The sequence below is a fragment of the Anaerococcus lactolyticus S7-1-13 genome (assembly GCF_000758765.1).
Taxonomy (GTDB): Bacteria; Bacillota; Clostridia; order Tissierellales; family Peptoniphilaceae; genus Anaerococcus; species Anaerococcus lactolyticus.
The window spans coordinates 53,700-67,789 of the sequence record NZ_JRMW01000024.1; the positions used below are offsets into that span (position 1 = coordinate 53,700).

16 protein-coding genes are annotated in these 14,090 nt (G+C 33.7%); 15 read left to right on the top strand and 1 reads right to left on the bottom strand.

Annotated elements, in window-relative coordinates:
* The first annotated feature begins 3 nt into the window (after nucleotides 1–3).
* The 9 genes from HMPREF1630_RS02235 (at nucleotide 4) to mnmA (ending at nucleotide 5,920) form a co-directional block, all read left to right on the top strand.
* On the top strand, nucleotides 4–225 hold the full coding sequence (locus tag HMPREF1630_RS02235) for a YdbC family protein (RefSeq protein ID WP_004828672.1): 222 nt from the start codon (nucleotides 4–6) through the stop codon (nucleotides 223–225).
* A gap of 41 nt (nucleotides 226–266) precedes the next feature.
* Nucleotides 267–680 carry an EamA family transporter gene (locus HMPREF1630_RS02240; protein WP_004828673.1) on the top strand — a complete coding sequence of 138 codons (414 nt, stop codon included), beginning with the start codon at nucleotides 267–269 and terminating at the stop codon, nucleotides 678–680.
* A gap of 57 nt (nucleotides 681–737) precedes the next feature.
* The gene (locus HMPREF1630_RS02245) at nucleotides 738–1,433 is read left to right on the top strand and encodes an aldose epimerase family protein (RefSeq protein ID WP_037326668.1); all 696 of its coding nucleotides are present in this window, start codon (nucleotides 738–740) and stop codon (nucleotides 1,431–1,433) included.
* An 87-nt stretch (nucleotides 1,434–1,520) separates the two neighbouring features.
* Entirely contained in the window at nucleotides 1,521–2,201 is a 681-nt protein-coding gene (locus tag HMPREF1630_RS02250; RefSeq protein WP_037326670.1) for a response regulator transcription factor, read from the top strand.
* Nucleotides 2,202–2,310: 109 nt separating this feature from the next.
* A complete protein-coding gene (locus HMPREF1630_RS02255; RefSeq protein ID WP_197049845.1) occupies nucleotides 2,311–3,171 on the top strand; it encodes a sensor histidine kinase in 861 nt (286 codons plus the stop codon).
* Complete coding sequence (locus tag HMPREF1630_RS02260; protein ID WP_004828682.1) at nucleotides 3,161–3,406, top strand: hypothetical protein; 246 nt, start codon at nucleotides 3,161–3,163, stop codon at nucleotides 3,404–3,406. Before HMPREF1630_RS02255 ends, HMPREF1630_RS02260 begins: the two co-directional genes overlap by 11 nt.
* Entirely contained in the window at nucleotides 3,390–3,677 is a 288-nt protein-coding gene (locus HMPREF1630_RS02265) for a hypothetical protein (protein ID WP_037326674.1), read from the top strand. The genes HMPREF1630_RS02260 and HMPREF1630_RS02265 overlap by 17 nt, the downstream gene beginning before the upstream one ends.
* Before the next feature lie 75 nt (nucleotides 3,678–3,752).
* Nucleotides 3,753–4,820 carry a cysteine desulfurase family protein gene (locus HMPREF1630_RS02270; protein WP_037326676.1) on the top strand — a complete coding sequence of 356 codons (1,068 nt, stop codon included), beginning with the start codon at nucleotides 3,753–3,755 and terminating at the stop codon, nucleotides 4,818–4,820.
* Nucleotides 4,817–5,920, top strand: a complete 1,104-nt coding sequence (gene mnmA / locus HMPREF1630_RS02275) for a tRNA 2-thiouridine(34) synthase MnmA (protein WP_197049846.1) — start codon at nucleotides 4,817–4,819, stop codon at nucleotides 5,918–5,920. The genes HMPREF1630_RS02270 and mnmA overlap by 4 nt, the downstream gene beginning before the upstream one ends.
* Nucleotides 5,921–6,009: 89 nt before the next feature.
* On the opposite strand, the gene HMPREF1630_RS02280 is transcribed toward mnmA, so the two are convergent.
* Nucleotides 6,010–6,837, bottom strand: coding sequence for an exodeoxyribonuclease III (locus tag HMPREF1630_RS02280; protein ID WP_037326680.1), 828 nt, complete (start codon nucleotides 6,835–6,837; stop codon nucleotides 6,010–6,012).
* A 194-nt stretch (nucleotides 6,838–7,031) separates the two neighbouring features.
* Here HMPREF1630_RS02280 and HMPREF1630_RS02285 point away from each other — a divergent pair, with 194 nt between their 5' ends.
* The 6 genes from HMPREF1630_RS02285 (at nucleotide 7,032) to HMPREF1630_RS02310 (ending at nucleotide 13,948) form a co-directional block, all read left to right on the top strand.
* A complete protein-coding gene (locus tag HMPREF1630_RS02285; protein ID WP_156095800.1) occupies nucleotides 7,032–7,988 on the top strand; it encodes a DUF3137 domain-containing protein in 957 nt (318 codons plus the stop codon).
* 19 nt (nucleotides 7,989–8,007) lie between these two features.
* Complete coding sequence (locus HMPREF1630_RS02290; RefSeq protein ID WP_037326685.1) at nucleotides 8,008–8,568, top strand: LemA family protein; 561 nt, start codon at nucleotides 8,008–8,010, stop codon at nucleotides 8,566–8,568.
* Between the two features lie 177 nt (nucleotides 8,569–8,745).
* Nucleotides 8,746–10,176: a hypothetical protein gene (locus HMPREF1630_RS02295; RefSeq protein WP_037326688.1), complete on the top strand. Its 1,431-nt coding sequence runs from the start codon at nucleotides 8,746–8,748 to the stop codon at nucleotides 10,174–10,176.
* A 78-nt stretch (nucleotides 10,177–10,254) separates the two neighbouring features.
* Nucleotides 10,255–11,718, top strand: a complete 1,464-nt coding sequence (locus HMPREF1630_RS02300; protein WP_037326691.1) for a hypothetical protein — start codon at nucleotides 10,255–10,257, stop codon at nucleotides 11,716–11,718.
* An 8-nt stretch (nucleotides 11,719–11,726) separates the two neighbouring features.
* The gene (locus tag HMPREF1630_RS02305) at nucleotides 11,727–13,034 is read left to right on the top strand and encodes a serine hydrolase (protein WP_037326694.1); all 1,308 of its coding nucleotides are present in this window, start codon (nucleotides 11,727–11,729) and stop codon (nucleotides 13,032–13,034) included.
* A gap of 20 nt (nucleotides 13,035–13,054) precedes the next feature.
* Nucleotides 13,055–13,948, top strand: a complete 894-nt coding sequence (locus tag HMPREF1630_RS02310; protein WP_037326696.1) for an RluA family pseudouridine synthase — start codon at nucleotides 13,055–13,057, stop codon at nucleotides 13,946–13,948.
* Nucleotides 13,949–14,090 lie beyond the last annotated feature (142 nt).

Sequence of the window (14,090 nt, forward strand, 5' to 3'; positions counted from 1 at the left end):
ATTATGGCAATTAAATATGATATAGTAGAAAATTTAGGAATTCTTTCTACCAATGCTAAGGGTTGGACTAAGGAACTAAACCTTGTTAGCTGGAATGATAGAGAAGCAAAATATGATATCAGAGATTGGAATGAAGATCACACTAGGATGAGCAAGGGTATCACTCTAACAACAGAAGAGGCAGAAGTCTTAAAAAATATTCTAGCAGATGAATTCGATAAGTAATTAGACTCTCCCTTTTTGGGGGAGTTTTTTATGGAGGTTATATGGCATATATTTACGCCCTTATTTCGGCAATATTTGCTGCGCTAACATCGATTTTAGCTAAAATTGGTATAAGTGATATTAACTCAAACTTGGCAACTGCTATTAGAACGACAGTTGTTTTGGTATTTTCCTGGCTGATGGTCTTTGTGGTAGGAGGTCAACACGATCTAGGAGCAATTAGCAAAAAATCTCTAGTTTTTATCATCCTGTCAGGTCTATCTACTGGTATATCTTGGCTTGCTTTTTATAAGGCTTTACAGATGACAGACGCATCAAAAATAGTGGCGATTGATAAGTTAAGCGTTGTATTTACAATAATATTTGCTTTTCTAATCTTAGGAGAAGCCGCAAGTAAAAAAGCTATCTTAGGTACAATTTTAATTGGACTTGGTACCCTTATTATGGTTATCTAAGTAGATTATTTTCTAAAAATAGGGTAAATAATTAATAGTAATAATAAAGGAGTTAAAATGAAAATAGAACTTTCAAAAAATAAGGCTAAATTAATAGCAAATACAAATGGAGCTTATATAGAGGAATATACTTACGATGGTAAGGATATAATTTTTCCTAAATTTGAAACCGAAATTGCCGGCAAAAAGAAAATTAGAGGTGGTAGCCACCCTTGTCTTCCATCTTTTGGCCCAAGCGAGATTAATGACCTAAAAGATCATGGCTATGGTAGAGATTGTGACTGGGAAGTAGTAGAGAAAAGTGCTAACAAGGTTGTTTTAAAACTTGAAGGTCTTTGTGGGTATGAAGGAATGGATTCTTTTATTACCTATGAACTAGGGGATGAATGGTTGCTAGCAGAAATAAAAATGATAAATAATGCTAACAAAGACCTACCGATTGCACCTGGTTTCCACCCATATTTCAGAGCTGGTCAAAGTTTTAAGGTTGATGGTGTTGACTTTGGTAGTTTCAAACTCGAAGATACTTATTTTCTAGATGCCAGTGAAGTTTCTTTCAAGGCAGGAAATTTCAATATAGAAATCAAAAATGAGAACTTCCACAAATTTGCTATATGGACAGATTTTCTAGACGATTATAGGTGTGTAGAGCCTTGCTATAATGGCAAGTCTTTTGTGAAAGATGGCAAACCTTACATCCTAAAGGTGGGTGAGACTTTCCTTGCAAAGATGAAAATAAAAATAGAGGCTTAGATTTTTACCAGACTTTAGGGTCTGGTTTTTTGTTGGTCTTTATCAATTCTTGATAAAAATTATGTAGAATATTAGGGAGGTGAGAAGATGAACATATGCATAATTGAAGATAACCTAACCTTGGTCGAATCTCTCAAGGATCTTTTGGAGAGTGAAGGCTATGAGGTTGATTATTTTTTGGACCTTAGGGAAATTGATGATTATTTAACTTTAAATAAATACGACCTCATAATATTGGATTTGATGTTGGGAGATTTTGATGGGCTCGATTTTCTTAAGACAATCAGAAATGAAATAAAAAGACCGATTGTTATCCTTACTGCCAAGAATGGCAAGGAAGATGAGCTAAGAGGTCTCAGGCTTGGTGCAGATGATTATATTAAAAAGCCTTTCGATCCAGATATTTTGCTAGCCAGGATAAAAAGCAAATTGAGGCTTAATGAAAATGTAGAAATTTCATACAAAGATACGACCTTTGATTTTGAAACGGGATTTGTAAAGAAAAAAGAAAATAAGGCTTATTTTACAAACCAGGAGAAAAAAATTTTAAATATCCTTTATATAAATAAGGGGATGGTTCTCTCCAAGGATAGTCTGCTTTCTATGGTTTCTGAAAATTTTGATTCTATATCTGAAAAGACAATTGTGACCCATATTTATAATATCAGGAAGAAAATCCTAGAAATAGGAGCAGCCGACCCCATAGAAAAGAGGGTTATAAGTGGAAAAACGAGTGAAAAATTTAGTTTTTGGACTTCTATTGGATAATTTTTTAAGAGTCCTAATTTATGGCATTTTAACAATTTTGCCCCTCAAATAAGGTCAAGCATACCTATATCCACTGAGGCTAAAAAGAGATTTTGCCATGGGCATTTTTATGATTTATACCCTTTATTTTCTTAGAAAATCTTACATCGGAATTGATAGGAATATCTTAAGAGATTTAAGAAATCTAGAAGATTATATCAGAAAAGATAACTATGACAAGGACTTGGAATTAGCAGAATTTGACCTAATTGCAAAGACTCTTAAAGATAAAAACCAAAAATTAAGAGAGAAAGATTCTTTCATCAAAACAAGTCTAGCAGCAATTTCCCACGATATGAAAACTCCCCTAACTGTGATAAATACTAATCTTTCCTTGATAAAAGTGACTGAGCCCAAAAACCAAGAGAGAATATCTAAAATCAAAGGCGAGAGTGAAAAAATTTCATCCTATATAGATGACTTGATGGAAGTGGCTGGGGGCTTTATCGATGAAATTCAGTTAGAAAAAATTTCTTTTTCGGTATTTATGGAAAATCTTAAGGCGCATTTATCCCTTTTTGAAGACATGAAGGAAGAAAAAATCAATATTTTAAATAAAATAAATTCTAAAGATGATTTTTATATAAATATTGATAAAAATAGGTTTGACAAGGCTCTTAACCAACTTTTAACCAACGCTTTTGAACACAAAAAGAGGTCTGTTTGGCTAGAGGTCATGGCAAAAAATGAAAAAATCATAATCACAGTTGCCGATGACGGGGCAGGTTTTGATGAAAAGAGCCTCAGAGATGGGAAAAAACTTTTCTATACGGACAATTATGGCAGGACATCCGGTAAGGGGACTGGCATGGGACTCTTTATAGCTAATTCATATATTTCTGCCATGGGAGGCGCCCTTGTTTTAGCAAATGAAAATGGGGGACGAGCCAAAATTTGTCTAGACATTGGGGAGGATAAGCATGGAAAATAAATTATTTTTAATAACCCTAATAATCTTTGCCAGTTTTGATTTTTATAAATTGATAAAAAAAGACCTGGGCTTTTATAGCTTTTTTAGACCTCTAAGCCTTGCTATTAGCTACAAATTTATCCTTGATGGTATAGATCAAAGGCTTTATGTAATAGTCCTTGTTTATTTTATATTTTTAGGAACTATTTTCACAAAGAACATGAGAAAGGAAGAACTTTATGAAAAAGAAATTTGATTTTTATGACTTTTTAGTCTTTATTTTTGGCCTTGTTGGTTTTGGTGCATATTATTTAGTAATGACTCAATTTTTTAAAATTGCTCCCTTCAAAGGATTAGCCATCATACCAACCATATATTTTGGTATTTCGGTTTTTACCATGGTTTTTGTATATGATATAGTTAATGAGAAAATTGGGAATAATATTATTCTAACTTACAAAACCGTACATTTAGTTTCTTATGTATTTGGACCGATAATTTTTATTTACAAAATGATAAATAAGTAAAATTAACCAGCTTAATGCTGGTTTTACTTTGGCTAAAAACCTTGATTTCAAGGCATATACAAGTATATTGGAAGAATGAAGAAGATTTATTTTGACTATGCGGCAACAAGCATAAAAAGAAAGAAAATTTTAGAAGATATATTCGAAAAGGCCGACTTGTTTGATGGCAATCCCGATTCTAGCCATTCTTTTGGAAGAGATGCCAAAAAGATTTTGGAAGAATCTAGAAAGGCTATTGCGAAATCCATCGGGGCAAAGCCAAGTCAGATAATTTTCACATCTGGCGCTAGTGAATCAAACAATACAGTCCTTTCTGCCTTCAAAAATGAAAAAATAATTACAACAAATATAGAGCACGACTCGATTGAAAACACCTATAATCCAGAAAATACAATCCTAATTGAAGCGAGCCAAGAAGGCATAAGCCTTGATCAAATAAAGGAAAAAATCACAGATGAGGTTAAACTTGTTTCGGTAATGATGGTTAATAATGAAATTGGCCTTGTCATGCCGATTAAGGAAATTGGTGGATTTTTAAAGGATAAGGACATTTATTTCCACGTCGACTGTGTCCAAGCCTACGGTCATTTGGATATAGATGTTGATGAGATGAATATTGATTTCCTATCCCTTTCAGGCCATAAAATTGGTGGCATAAATGGTTTTGGCATTCTTTACGCTAGGGAAAACATCCCTTCCTTTATAAAAGGCGGCGAGCAGGAAAAATACCGCAGGGCAGGTACATCTTTTGTTATGGGAGCCTATTCCATGGCCAAATCTTTTCCTTATATGATTGAGGAAAGGGAAAAGATTAAGGATTTGAAGGGATATTTACTAGAAAGTCTTGGAAAATCAAAGATAAATTACGAAATAAATGGAAATCCAGGAAATACTGTCGACCATATTGTAAATATTTATGTTAAAGATTATAAATCAGACTTTTTGTTAACCTACCTTGATATGCATGGCATAAGCGTTTCTGCAGGATCTGCTTGCAGGGCTGGGGCTGTGATTCCTTCAAAGGTTGTTGAAAGAATTTACGGACCAGACAGGGCCAGTCATTCACTAAGAATAAGTCTGGGTTTTGAAAATGCTAGAGCAGATGTAGATAGGCTTATTGAAGTTTTAGGAGAATTGAGATGACAGATAAAAAAGATATAAAGGTAATAGTAGGCATTTCCGGTGGGGTGGATTCTTCTGTTGCGGCCCTTCTTCTAAAGGAAGAAGGTTACGATGTGACAGGGATTTTCATGAAAAACTGGGATGATACAGACGAAAACGGATTTTGTACTGCTGAAGAAGACTTCGAAGATGCAGTTGCTGTTTGCAATCAAATCGGGATTCCTTACTATTCTATAAATTTTGAAAAAGAATACTACGACAGGGTTTTTTCCTACTTTCTTGATGAATACAAGAAAGGAAGGACTCCAAACCCTGACATCATGTGCAATAAGGAAATAAAATTTAAGGCCTTTTTGGACTTTGCCAAAAATCTTGGGGCAGACTATCTTGCAACTGGCCACTATGCTAGAGTTGATAGAAAAGATGGGGAAACAAAGATGTTAAGAGGTCTTGATTCTAACAAAGACCAGACTTATTTTCTTAGCCAACTATCCCAAGAACAAATTAAAGATGTTTTATTTCCGGTAGGAGATTTGCAAAAATCAGAAGTGAGGGAAATCGCCAAAAAAGCTGGACTTGCAACTGCTAATAAGAAGGATTCAACAGGTATTTGCTTTATTGGCGAAAGAGATTTTAACGAATTTTTATCTCATTATTTGCCAGCCCAACCGGGAAATATTGTCGATATTGAAGGCCATATCATGGGCAAACATGACGGATTGATGTACCACACAATAGGCCAAAGACGTGGTTTAGGAATTGGTGGCGAGGGCGAAGCTTGGTTTGTTTATGGCAAAGATTTAGAGAAAAATGAACTTCTAGTTTGCCAAGGCAAAAATAACCCACTTTTATTTTCAAATAAGCTATACGCCTCAGAATTTTCCACAATTTCTGATAAGGAATGTCCAAAGGAATTTGCCTGCACAGCTAAGTTTAGGTATAGGCAAGCAGATATAAAAGCCCATGTAAAAGTCCTAGGAGATGGCAAGGTTGAAGTCACTTATGATGACACTAAGGCCGTTACCCCAGGCCAGGCGGCGGTATTCTATGATGGCGAAGTCTGCCTAGGTTCTGCCATAATCGATGAAGTTTACATGAATGATAAAAAACTAAGAGTATAAAATCAATTTAAAAATAAAAATAAATAGCAAATTGAAAATAAAAATAGACCTTGAAGACCATTTTAAAATGGATTCTTCAAGGTTTTTTCTTATATATTAATTTCCAAAACAATTGGTGTGTGGTCTTGTCTTTCGCCAGAGTCAATCATGTCTGAATTTGTGATTAGATTTTTTATTCTGTCAGATACAAGGAAATAGTCAATCCTCCAGCCGGAGTTGTTGATTTTGCTTGTCTTTACCCTTTGGGCCCACCAAGTATATTTTCCTTCTACATCGCCGTGGATATGCCTAAAGGAGTCTGTAAATCCTTTTGCCAAAAGGTTTGTAAAGCCTTCCCTTTCTTCATCTGTAAAACCTGGAGATTCATGGTTATTTTCAGGATGGGCAAGGTCGATTTCTGTGTGGGCTACATTATAGTCGCCACAAGCGATTACTGGTTTATTTTGGTCCAAACTTTTTAGATAATCTGCATAGAGTTTATCCCACACCTGCCTGTCAGCGAGCCTTGTTAGGCCATTTCCTGCATTTGGTGTGTAGACGTGAGTAAAGTAAAAATTATCAAATTCTAAAGTTATAATCCTGCCCTCATAGTCCATGGTGCAAGGAGCTCCTATTTGTGGGTAGGTTGGTTCAACCTTTAGGCCCTTCTTATAAAGTGTCATGGTTCCAGCATAGGATTTTCTTGCAGGATCTTCGCTTGACCTATAAACATAGTCATAGTCGGGGAAATATTCGCTAAGTTTTCCAATATGTTTTTTGCTAAGACCGGTGTAAGGGAGTTTGGTTTCTTGGATGGCAATTACATCAGCATTTTCCTTTACTACTGTATCTAAGACTAAACGACTCATAATCGCCCTAGCAGAATCACTTGTTAGGGCTGCATTTAGTGAATCTATATTCCATGAAATAAATTTCATAACTACCTCTCTTTTTTATATTCTATTATTAATATACAACTAATAAATAATAAAGAAAATATTTGCATCCGGGCCTAGCTAAAAATAAGTTAGGTAAATATTTCAAATTAAACATAAACTAATATGAAAAATATTATATAATTTTTGAGACTAGATAAAAAAGTGGAAGTATATTATTAAAGAGGGGTGAGATAGTGAACGAATATTATATGAATAAATTCACAGATCCTGATACTATAAAAAGGATCGAAGAAAAAGAAAATTCTCCAGAATTCAAGGAAAAGCTTTTAGCTATAAAAACAAAAATGAAGGGCAAGAAAACACAAGTATTTGATTTTAGTTTTTTAATCGCTCTAGTTATTGGGATTTTGCTAATGCATACACGTTACTATTCTCTTTTTATCATATGCTTTGTTTTGTATTTAAAATTTTTTAAGTCAGACAATAAGGTTGATAACGATATTAGTGATGACTATGTAGAAGGTTTTGTGAATCCGATTGTAGATGAAATCTTCCCAGGGAGCAAGGTAGATTATAGTGATGGCTTAGAAGAAAGTGATTTTGATAAAATTTTTATAGATTCACATAGGTATGAATCAACTTGCCATATTAGTTTTGCTGATCCTTATAAGACCCAACTTTATAATTTAAAGGCCTTTTATAAGTATAGGAATAGCAAGGGTAATCTTGTAGATAGTATTGGTTTTTTAGGCCAAGTTTTACTAGAAAATTTCGATACAAAAGGTGAAGGCCATGTTAGGATAGTGCCCCTAAAATATAGGAATGAGTATGGGCCTCACATAGAAGCATACTATGGGAAAATCCAAGAAGGTGAAAGAGAAATTTTAACAGAATCAATCGAATTTAACGATTCTTATGCTGTTTTTGCTACTGATGAACTTTTAGCCAAACGCATTCTAGATCCAAATATCATAGAGATTTTAAACGCTTGGTATAGAAGAACTGAATTGTGTCTTTATGTGGATGAAAAAGGGCTTATGATGAGCTTTAACACTGGTTCATATATGTTTGATTTGCCATCAAGAAAAGTCGATATTGACAAGCTTTCTCTTTCAGGTGAATATGAAAAGGTGCGAGTAAACTTGGCGTATTTTTATGGTCTGATGGCTTCAATTAAGGGAAAGTTATAAGAAATAATAAGGAGTTACAATGAATTATTTAAGTAGTTTTATATTACCAGTAATAATTTTATGGTTGGTTTTTAGATTTTATATTAGAACCTTAAATAAACTAAAGAGGTATAGGGTAATTATAGAGGAATCAAAGAAGAACGTTGATGTCGCCCTAGCTAAAAGATATGACACAATTTCTCAAATGATTAATGTGGCAAAATCATATGCTAGATATGAAAAAAATACCTTCACAGACTTGGCAAAATTAAGGGATGGTTATAGCATCAAAGATTTTAATAAAACAATCAAAAATCAGGACCAGGCGATAGATAAAATTTTTGCCCTTGCTGAAGCTTATCCTGAATTAAGATCTTCAGATGAATTTTTGAATTTACAAAAAGAGATAGATGATGAAAATGAACAACTAGCTGCTGCTAAGAGGATAGTTAATAATAATATAAGTATGCTTAATCAAGAAGTAGTAAGTTTCCCAAATTCTATTGTTGCAAGTATGAATGGAATCAAGGAATTAGACTTTCTTAGTGAAGACAATCTAGAAAATAAAAAATCAATTGATAGTTTTGACTATGAGATATAAGGCTTAATAATAAGAAGCAGATAAACATGGTCTCTAAAGTTAGAAATAATTTTAGAGACCAGTTTTTTTATTTAATTTTTTTAAAAATTTCTACAAATTTAACACAAAATTAACACCCTTTTGGGTATTATATAGTTAAGAAGAGACACTAATATAAGAATTTTTAAGGAGGGTGTCATGAAAAAATCTAAGTTATTACTAGCCCTAGCAGTGTCAGCTATGTTGATTAATAGCACTTATGCTAGCGAAATGAAAGATCAAAAAGTAAATGAAATCGAAGCAGAGGACCCTATTTCAAATCCAAAAGTTGCAGAATACAAAGTAAAGAAAATCTATGAAGAAGGGGTAGACATCGTTGACGTAAATAACGAAGCTGATGTCTACAATGTTCCAAAATCTTATTTTAATGGTATGGACCTTAAAGAAGGAAAAATTTTCACTCTTTATACAAATTGGGATATCCTAAAATCTGATCCAGCAAAATTTGGAAAAGTTTATAGGGTTATCGAAGGCAAAGAGAGCCATGTTTTTTCTGATATTTACGTAATTAAAAAAATAAACGCAGAAGGCGTAGATGTTTACAAGAAATCAAATCCAGATGACCTTTACAATGTCCCTAAAAAAGAATTTAAGGATATTGATTTAGTAGAGGGTAAAGAAGTAGAAATTGTGGCAGACGATACAGTTCTCGCTTCTTATCCAGCTCAATTTACAAAAATCCATAAAATAAATGAAGTAAAGCCTAAAGAAGAAAAAGTCGTTAGAGACTTTGTTGTAAAAGAAATCAACGAAGAAGGAGTCACCCTTTATGAAGTAGGCAACGAATCAAACCTTTATAATGTTCCAAAATCAGAATTTAAGGGAATGAAACTTGAAAAAGGCAAGGTCTTTACTATCACATCTGATAACATTTCTTTAAAATCTTACCCAGCTCAATTTGGCAAGATTTTCTCAATTGTTGAAAAAGCAATGCCAGCTAAGACTATGGTAAAATCTTATGTTGTTGAAAAAGTTACTAAAGATATAGTAACGGTTCATGAAAAGGGCATGAAAGAAAGTAAGTATAATATTGCAAAGAAACACTTTGGAAAAATTACTCCACAAGTAGGTAAGGCCTATAAAATCGAAACATCAGAAGAAATCCTAACTTCTGATCCTGCTCAATTTGCAGCTATTTATAAGGTTGAACTTGTAAAAGAAACTCCAAAGAAAAACGAGAAGCCAGCTGATAAGAAAAAACCAGCTAAAAAATCTAAAGAAAATAAGAAAGAAGCTGAAAAAACTATTTTTGATATCTTTGTAGTAGAAAAAATCGATGAGGAAGGTGTAACTGTAGCAAGAAAGTCAAACAAGGAAGATAAGTACCTTGTTCCTAAAAAAGATTTTGGCAAGCTTGAAATTAAAGAAGGCAAGGAATACAAAATCTTCACAGATGACATAGTTCTCACATCTTATCCAGCCCAATTTGGCAAGATTTACAAAATCGAAGAAGTGATGGCAGGAAAGAATAAAAATCCAGCAACAAACCCAAAGACAGGTCTAATTGGCACAAGCCTTGCTCTTGTCGGATTAATAGGCGCAGGTCTTGGCTATAAGAAAATCAAATAAAATCTAAAGGCACCTCAGGGTGTCTTTTTTTGTCCTCAAATTTATGATAAAATTATTAATATAGTAAAGGAGAAAATTATGATTAGCAAATATTTTGAATCATACCTCGGCCATATCTTTGACTTAGCTGAAAAATATGACTCTGTAAAAGAAAAAATAGACTATATTTTTCAATTTTTTGCTCTAGCCTATGATTTAAGTTTAAGAGAATTTGAGTTTTTGATTGAAAGTCTATATTTTGAAAGAGATGAAATTTCTAAAAACAAAAAAACAACAGCCTTATTTAAGTTAGGTGAAGTTAAAGATGAGCTTTTATCTCTGTCTGATAAGGGATATGTAAAAATTGAAAGAGCTGATGAAAGTGATGATGACTACTATTACGTATATGACTATACGGTAGAGGCCTCTTTCTTATATGTGGACTTTATGCAAAGACTTTCTGCTATTCTTGAAAAATATAGATCTGCCCAAAATGTGGTGCCAGAATCCTACCTAGATAGTAAAAATAGTTTAGCAGATCTCCTTGATGACCTAAAAATTTTGGCTGATGATAAGCATTTTTTAGAATTAGATTCAAATGCTGATATTTCTTCTTATAGCTATCGCTTTGACCTTCTTATAGATTTAAAAAAATCTTTAAATAAAAAATATTCTGACCTTAAAATTTTAAGTTTTGAAATTGCCAAGGAATATTATTCCGAGGATGATTTTGAGGATGCTCTGGTAGGCCTTATTGAGGAAGGTAGACATAAGCTTGAAATTGAATACACTGAAAATGGTAAAAAGATAAAAAAAGCCCTTCTCGTAAAGGAAGACGACTACGAAGATATAATTGAAGTAGAAGACCTTGATGAAAAAATCGAAGATGGCGAGGCCTTCACTCACTTTGTGATGCTAATGGATGATTTTAATAGGGACCATAAAAAAATTAAGGAAAAGTTGAGAAATCTTTATGAATTTATTGCTCCAGCCTATGATTTGACCCTGGCCGAATTTGAATTTTGCTTGTATTATACAACAATTTACTCTACAGCTTATGACGAAATTTACGATATAGATGGCTATTTTATTGAAGATAGCAAAAAAATTGTCACAAATCTTATAGAGAAAGGTTATATTTATTCCAGTGAAGATGGCTTCATCCTTACAGAAAAATCTGATGCTGTCTTTAAACACATGGGTGCACTTTTTGCCAACACTATGGAGAAAAATAAGGCTGATTATGATAGGCTTTTAACTTGTGTTAATAATTATTATGATGCGAGTGAGACCCTTGAAGAATTTACAGACAACTTTGCCTATAGGTTTAGCTTTGAAGACTTTGATGTCGAAGAACAGATAAGTGATGAAATTGACGAATATAGTTTGGGAGTGCCTTTTGAAAAGGCAGTAGCTAACCTGCTTGCTAAAAAATTCACCAATCCAAAAATCCTTTCCCTTACAGATGAGGGAGACTATATCGAGGCGATTTTTATTACTGATGATTACAAGGGTAAGACCCTTGCTGGATATCTTAATAAAGAAGGAATCAATGAAATGTAGGAGCTACTATGAAAAAAATACTTAAAATAATTTTTGCTCTAATCCTAATAAATTTAGGTTTGGCTGGCAAGGCTTTAGCAAATACAGACGATGATATGCTAAAAAATGATATACACACTGCCATTAAGGACACCATTGATGGGAAGTTAATATACCAGGTGAATGTAAGAACAGTCTATGGTCCCAGTGATGTAAATATTTATATGGCTAATTCGGATAAGGATAAGCTTCCTGCTGCGTCTACTATAAAGACAATGATTGGTCTTGCAGTTTTAAATAGGGTTGAAAATGGAAAGATGACCTATAGCGAGGAAATAAAAAGGGACCTTGACCTTAGTCTTAGATTATCAGATAACGATGCTACAAACAGGTTAATCGAAGCTCTTGGTGGGTTTGATCCTATAAACGCCTTTATAAAATCCTTTACAAAAAATAACAGAACTAGCCTTAATAGGTTAATGCTTGGGGCCGGTGATGAAAACTATACTAATGCAAAAGATTTAGCCTGGGCTTTATATGGGATTTATAGGAGCAATTCTGAAATTGCTAGGGATATGGTCAGATCTCTTTCCAACTCATCATCTAAAAGGGTGAAACTTTTAAAAAATATAAACCCATCCTATAAGTCTATGAATAAGACTGGTGAGCTTGATAGAATCCAAAATGATGTGGCCCTTGTAGAAACTAAGTCTCAGGCCTACATCATAAGTGTAATGACAGAAAATGACGGATACATGGATACCTACAATCAAATTCTCCTTATAAATCAATTAGGAGAAAAAATTGCTCTAGCCTTTGATAAGTACGAACTAGCCTATAAGAATAGGAAAAGACTAAGTGATGAAAAAGTAATAGCAAGGTTAAATACCCAAGAAAAAAAACTTGCTTACGCAGTTTATTCTAATCAAATTCTTATAAACGCTGGTAAAATTTTGCTTAATTCTGACCTTAGAGCAGTTGATGAGATGAGGCCAGCTCTTTTAGCGAAGATTAATGATTCTGAAAAGACTTTGGTTAAATCAAAAAAGGTGCTCGCTAAACTATCTAAAGAGCCAATTAAAAATGAAAATGACATGGTTGTTAACCTTGTAAGGCTTATTTATACCAACAAGGACTTAAATTCGAAAGTTGACAAGGATTTAGCGCTTGCCTTTTATAAAAATCAGTCTGCTGTTAAGGCGGGGGAAATGCTTTTGAATGAGGCACCAAAAACCAGTCTAAGCATCAGAAGACCACTTCTTAAGAATATTAAAAAATCTGAGAAGACCTTTGAGAAAATGAATAAGTTTTTTGATAAGTTGAATGAAAAATCTTAAATTACCTATATAATAAACACATGATATTAATAGCAGATGACCTTATAAGAGTTGATAAATACATATCTGATGAGCTTGATAGTATACCAAGGGAAAAGATAAAAGATTTTATCAAAGCTTCTTTAATAAAAGTTAATGACAAAAAAATAAAACCATCCTTTAAGCTTCAGATGGGCGATGAGATTTTTATAGACGATTCGCTCTTTGAAGTTCAAGAGATAAAGGCAGAGGATATTCCTCTTGATATAGTCTATGAAAATAACGATTATGCGATTATAAACAAGCAAAAAAACCTCATAGTCCATCCAGCAGGGGCGATTGTGACAGGAACCTTGGTCAATGCCCTTCTTTATAAGTACGGCTATGATGGCCTATCTCACATTGGTGGGGAAGATAGGCCAGGTATTGTCCACAGGCTTGATAAGGATACGACTGGCCTTATGGTAATAGCGAAAAATAATGAATCTTATCGCTATTTAAAAACTCTGTTTGAAACCAGACAGGTCAGGAAAGAATACCTTGCCATAGTCTTTGGAAATTTTGACGAAAAGTGTGGCAGGATTGAAAATTTCATGGATAGGGACCCACATAATAGACGTAAGATGGCAGTCCGTCCTAGCGGGAGAAAGGCGATTTCTGAATACGAAGTCCTAAGCGAAACTGATGGTTTTAGCTTGGTTAAAGTTCATATCATAACTGGCAGAACCCATCAAATAAGAGTCCACATGACATCTATCAACCACCCGCTCTTGGGCGATCCTGTCTATGGAAACTTTAAACACAAATTTAACCTAGACCACCCCCTACTCCATTGTGCCCACCTTTCTTTTGAAGATAAGGATGGAAATGAAATGGTTTTTGATAAAGAAGTGCCAGAGGAGTTTGAAAAGTATAAAAATATTCTTGGTTTATAAGTAAAACCATATGAAAAGTGGTTGGTTTGTTTCAAGAGGGAAGTCCTAAAAAATTTAGGGCTTTTTTTGTTAAAATTTTTGTAAATTAGGAATTTTGATTGAATAAAACAACCAAAGCATATATAATGTATAGTGGATTAAA

Bases quoted from the DNA above. Each gene is read 5' to 3' on its own strand.
- HMPREF1630_RS02250 (WP_037326670.1), top strand. From the start codon at position 1,521: ATGAACATATGCATAATTGAAGATAACCTAACCTTGGTCGAATCTCTC.
- HMPREF1630_RS02305 (WP_037326694.1), top strand. From the start codon at position 11,727: ATGAAAAAAATACTTAAAATAATTTTTGCTCTAATCCTAATAAATTTA.
- HMPREF1630_RS02260 (WP_004828682.1), top strand. From the start codon at position 3,161: ATGGAAAATAAATTATTTTTAATAACCCTAATAATCTTTGCCAGTTTT.
- HMPREF1630_RS02290 (WP_037326685.1), top strand. From the start codon at position 8,008: ATGAATTATTTAAGTAGTTTTATATTACCAGTAATAATTTTATGGTTG.
- mnmA (WP_197049846.1), top strand. From the start codon at position 4,817: ATGACAGATAAAAAAGATATAAAGGTAATAGTAGGCATTTCCGGTGGG.
- HMPREF1630_RS02295 (WP_037326688.1), top strand. From the start codon at position 8,746: ATGAAAAAATCTAAGTTATTACTAGCCCTAGCAGTGTCAGCTATGTTG.
- HMPREF1630_RS02255 (WP_197049845.1), top strand. From the start codon at position 2,311: ATGATTTATACCCTTTATTTTCTTAGAAAATCTTACATCGGAATTGAT.
- HMPREF1630_RS02235 (WP_004828672.1), top strand. From the start codon at position 4: ATGGCAATTAAATATGATATAGTAGAAAATTTAGGAATTCTTTCTACC.
- HMPREF1630_RS02300 (WP_037326691.1), top strand. From the start codon at position 10,255: ATGATTAGCAAATATTTTGAATCATACCTCGGCCATATCTTTGACTTA.
- HMPREF1630_RS02265 (WP_037326674.1), top strand. From the start codon at position 3,390: ATGAAAAAGAAATTTGATTTTTATGACTTTTTAGTCTTTATTTTTGGC.
- HMPREF1630_RS02310 (WP_037326696.1), top strand. From the start codon at position 13,055: ATGATATTAATAGCAGATGACCTTATAAGAGTTGATAAATACATATCT.
- HMPREF1630_RS02280 (WP_037326680.1), bottom strand. From the start codon at position 6,837: ATGAAATTTATTTCATGGAATATAGATTCACTAAATGCAGCCCTAACA.
- HMPREF1630_RS02270 (WP_037326676.1), top strand. From the start codon at position 3,753: ATGAAGAAGATTTATTTTGACTATGCGGCAACAAGCATAAAAAGAAAG.
- HMPREF1630_RS02240 (WP_004828673.1), top strand. From the start codon at position 267: ATGGCATATATTTACGCCCTTATTTCGGCAATATTTGCTGCGCTAACA.
- HMPREF1630_RS02245 (WP_037326668.1), top strand. From the start codon at position 738: ATGAAAATAGAACTTTCAAAAAATAAGGCTAAATTAATAGCAAATACA.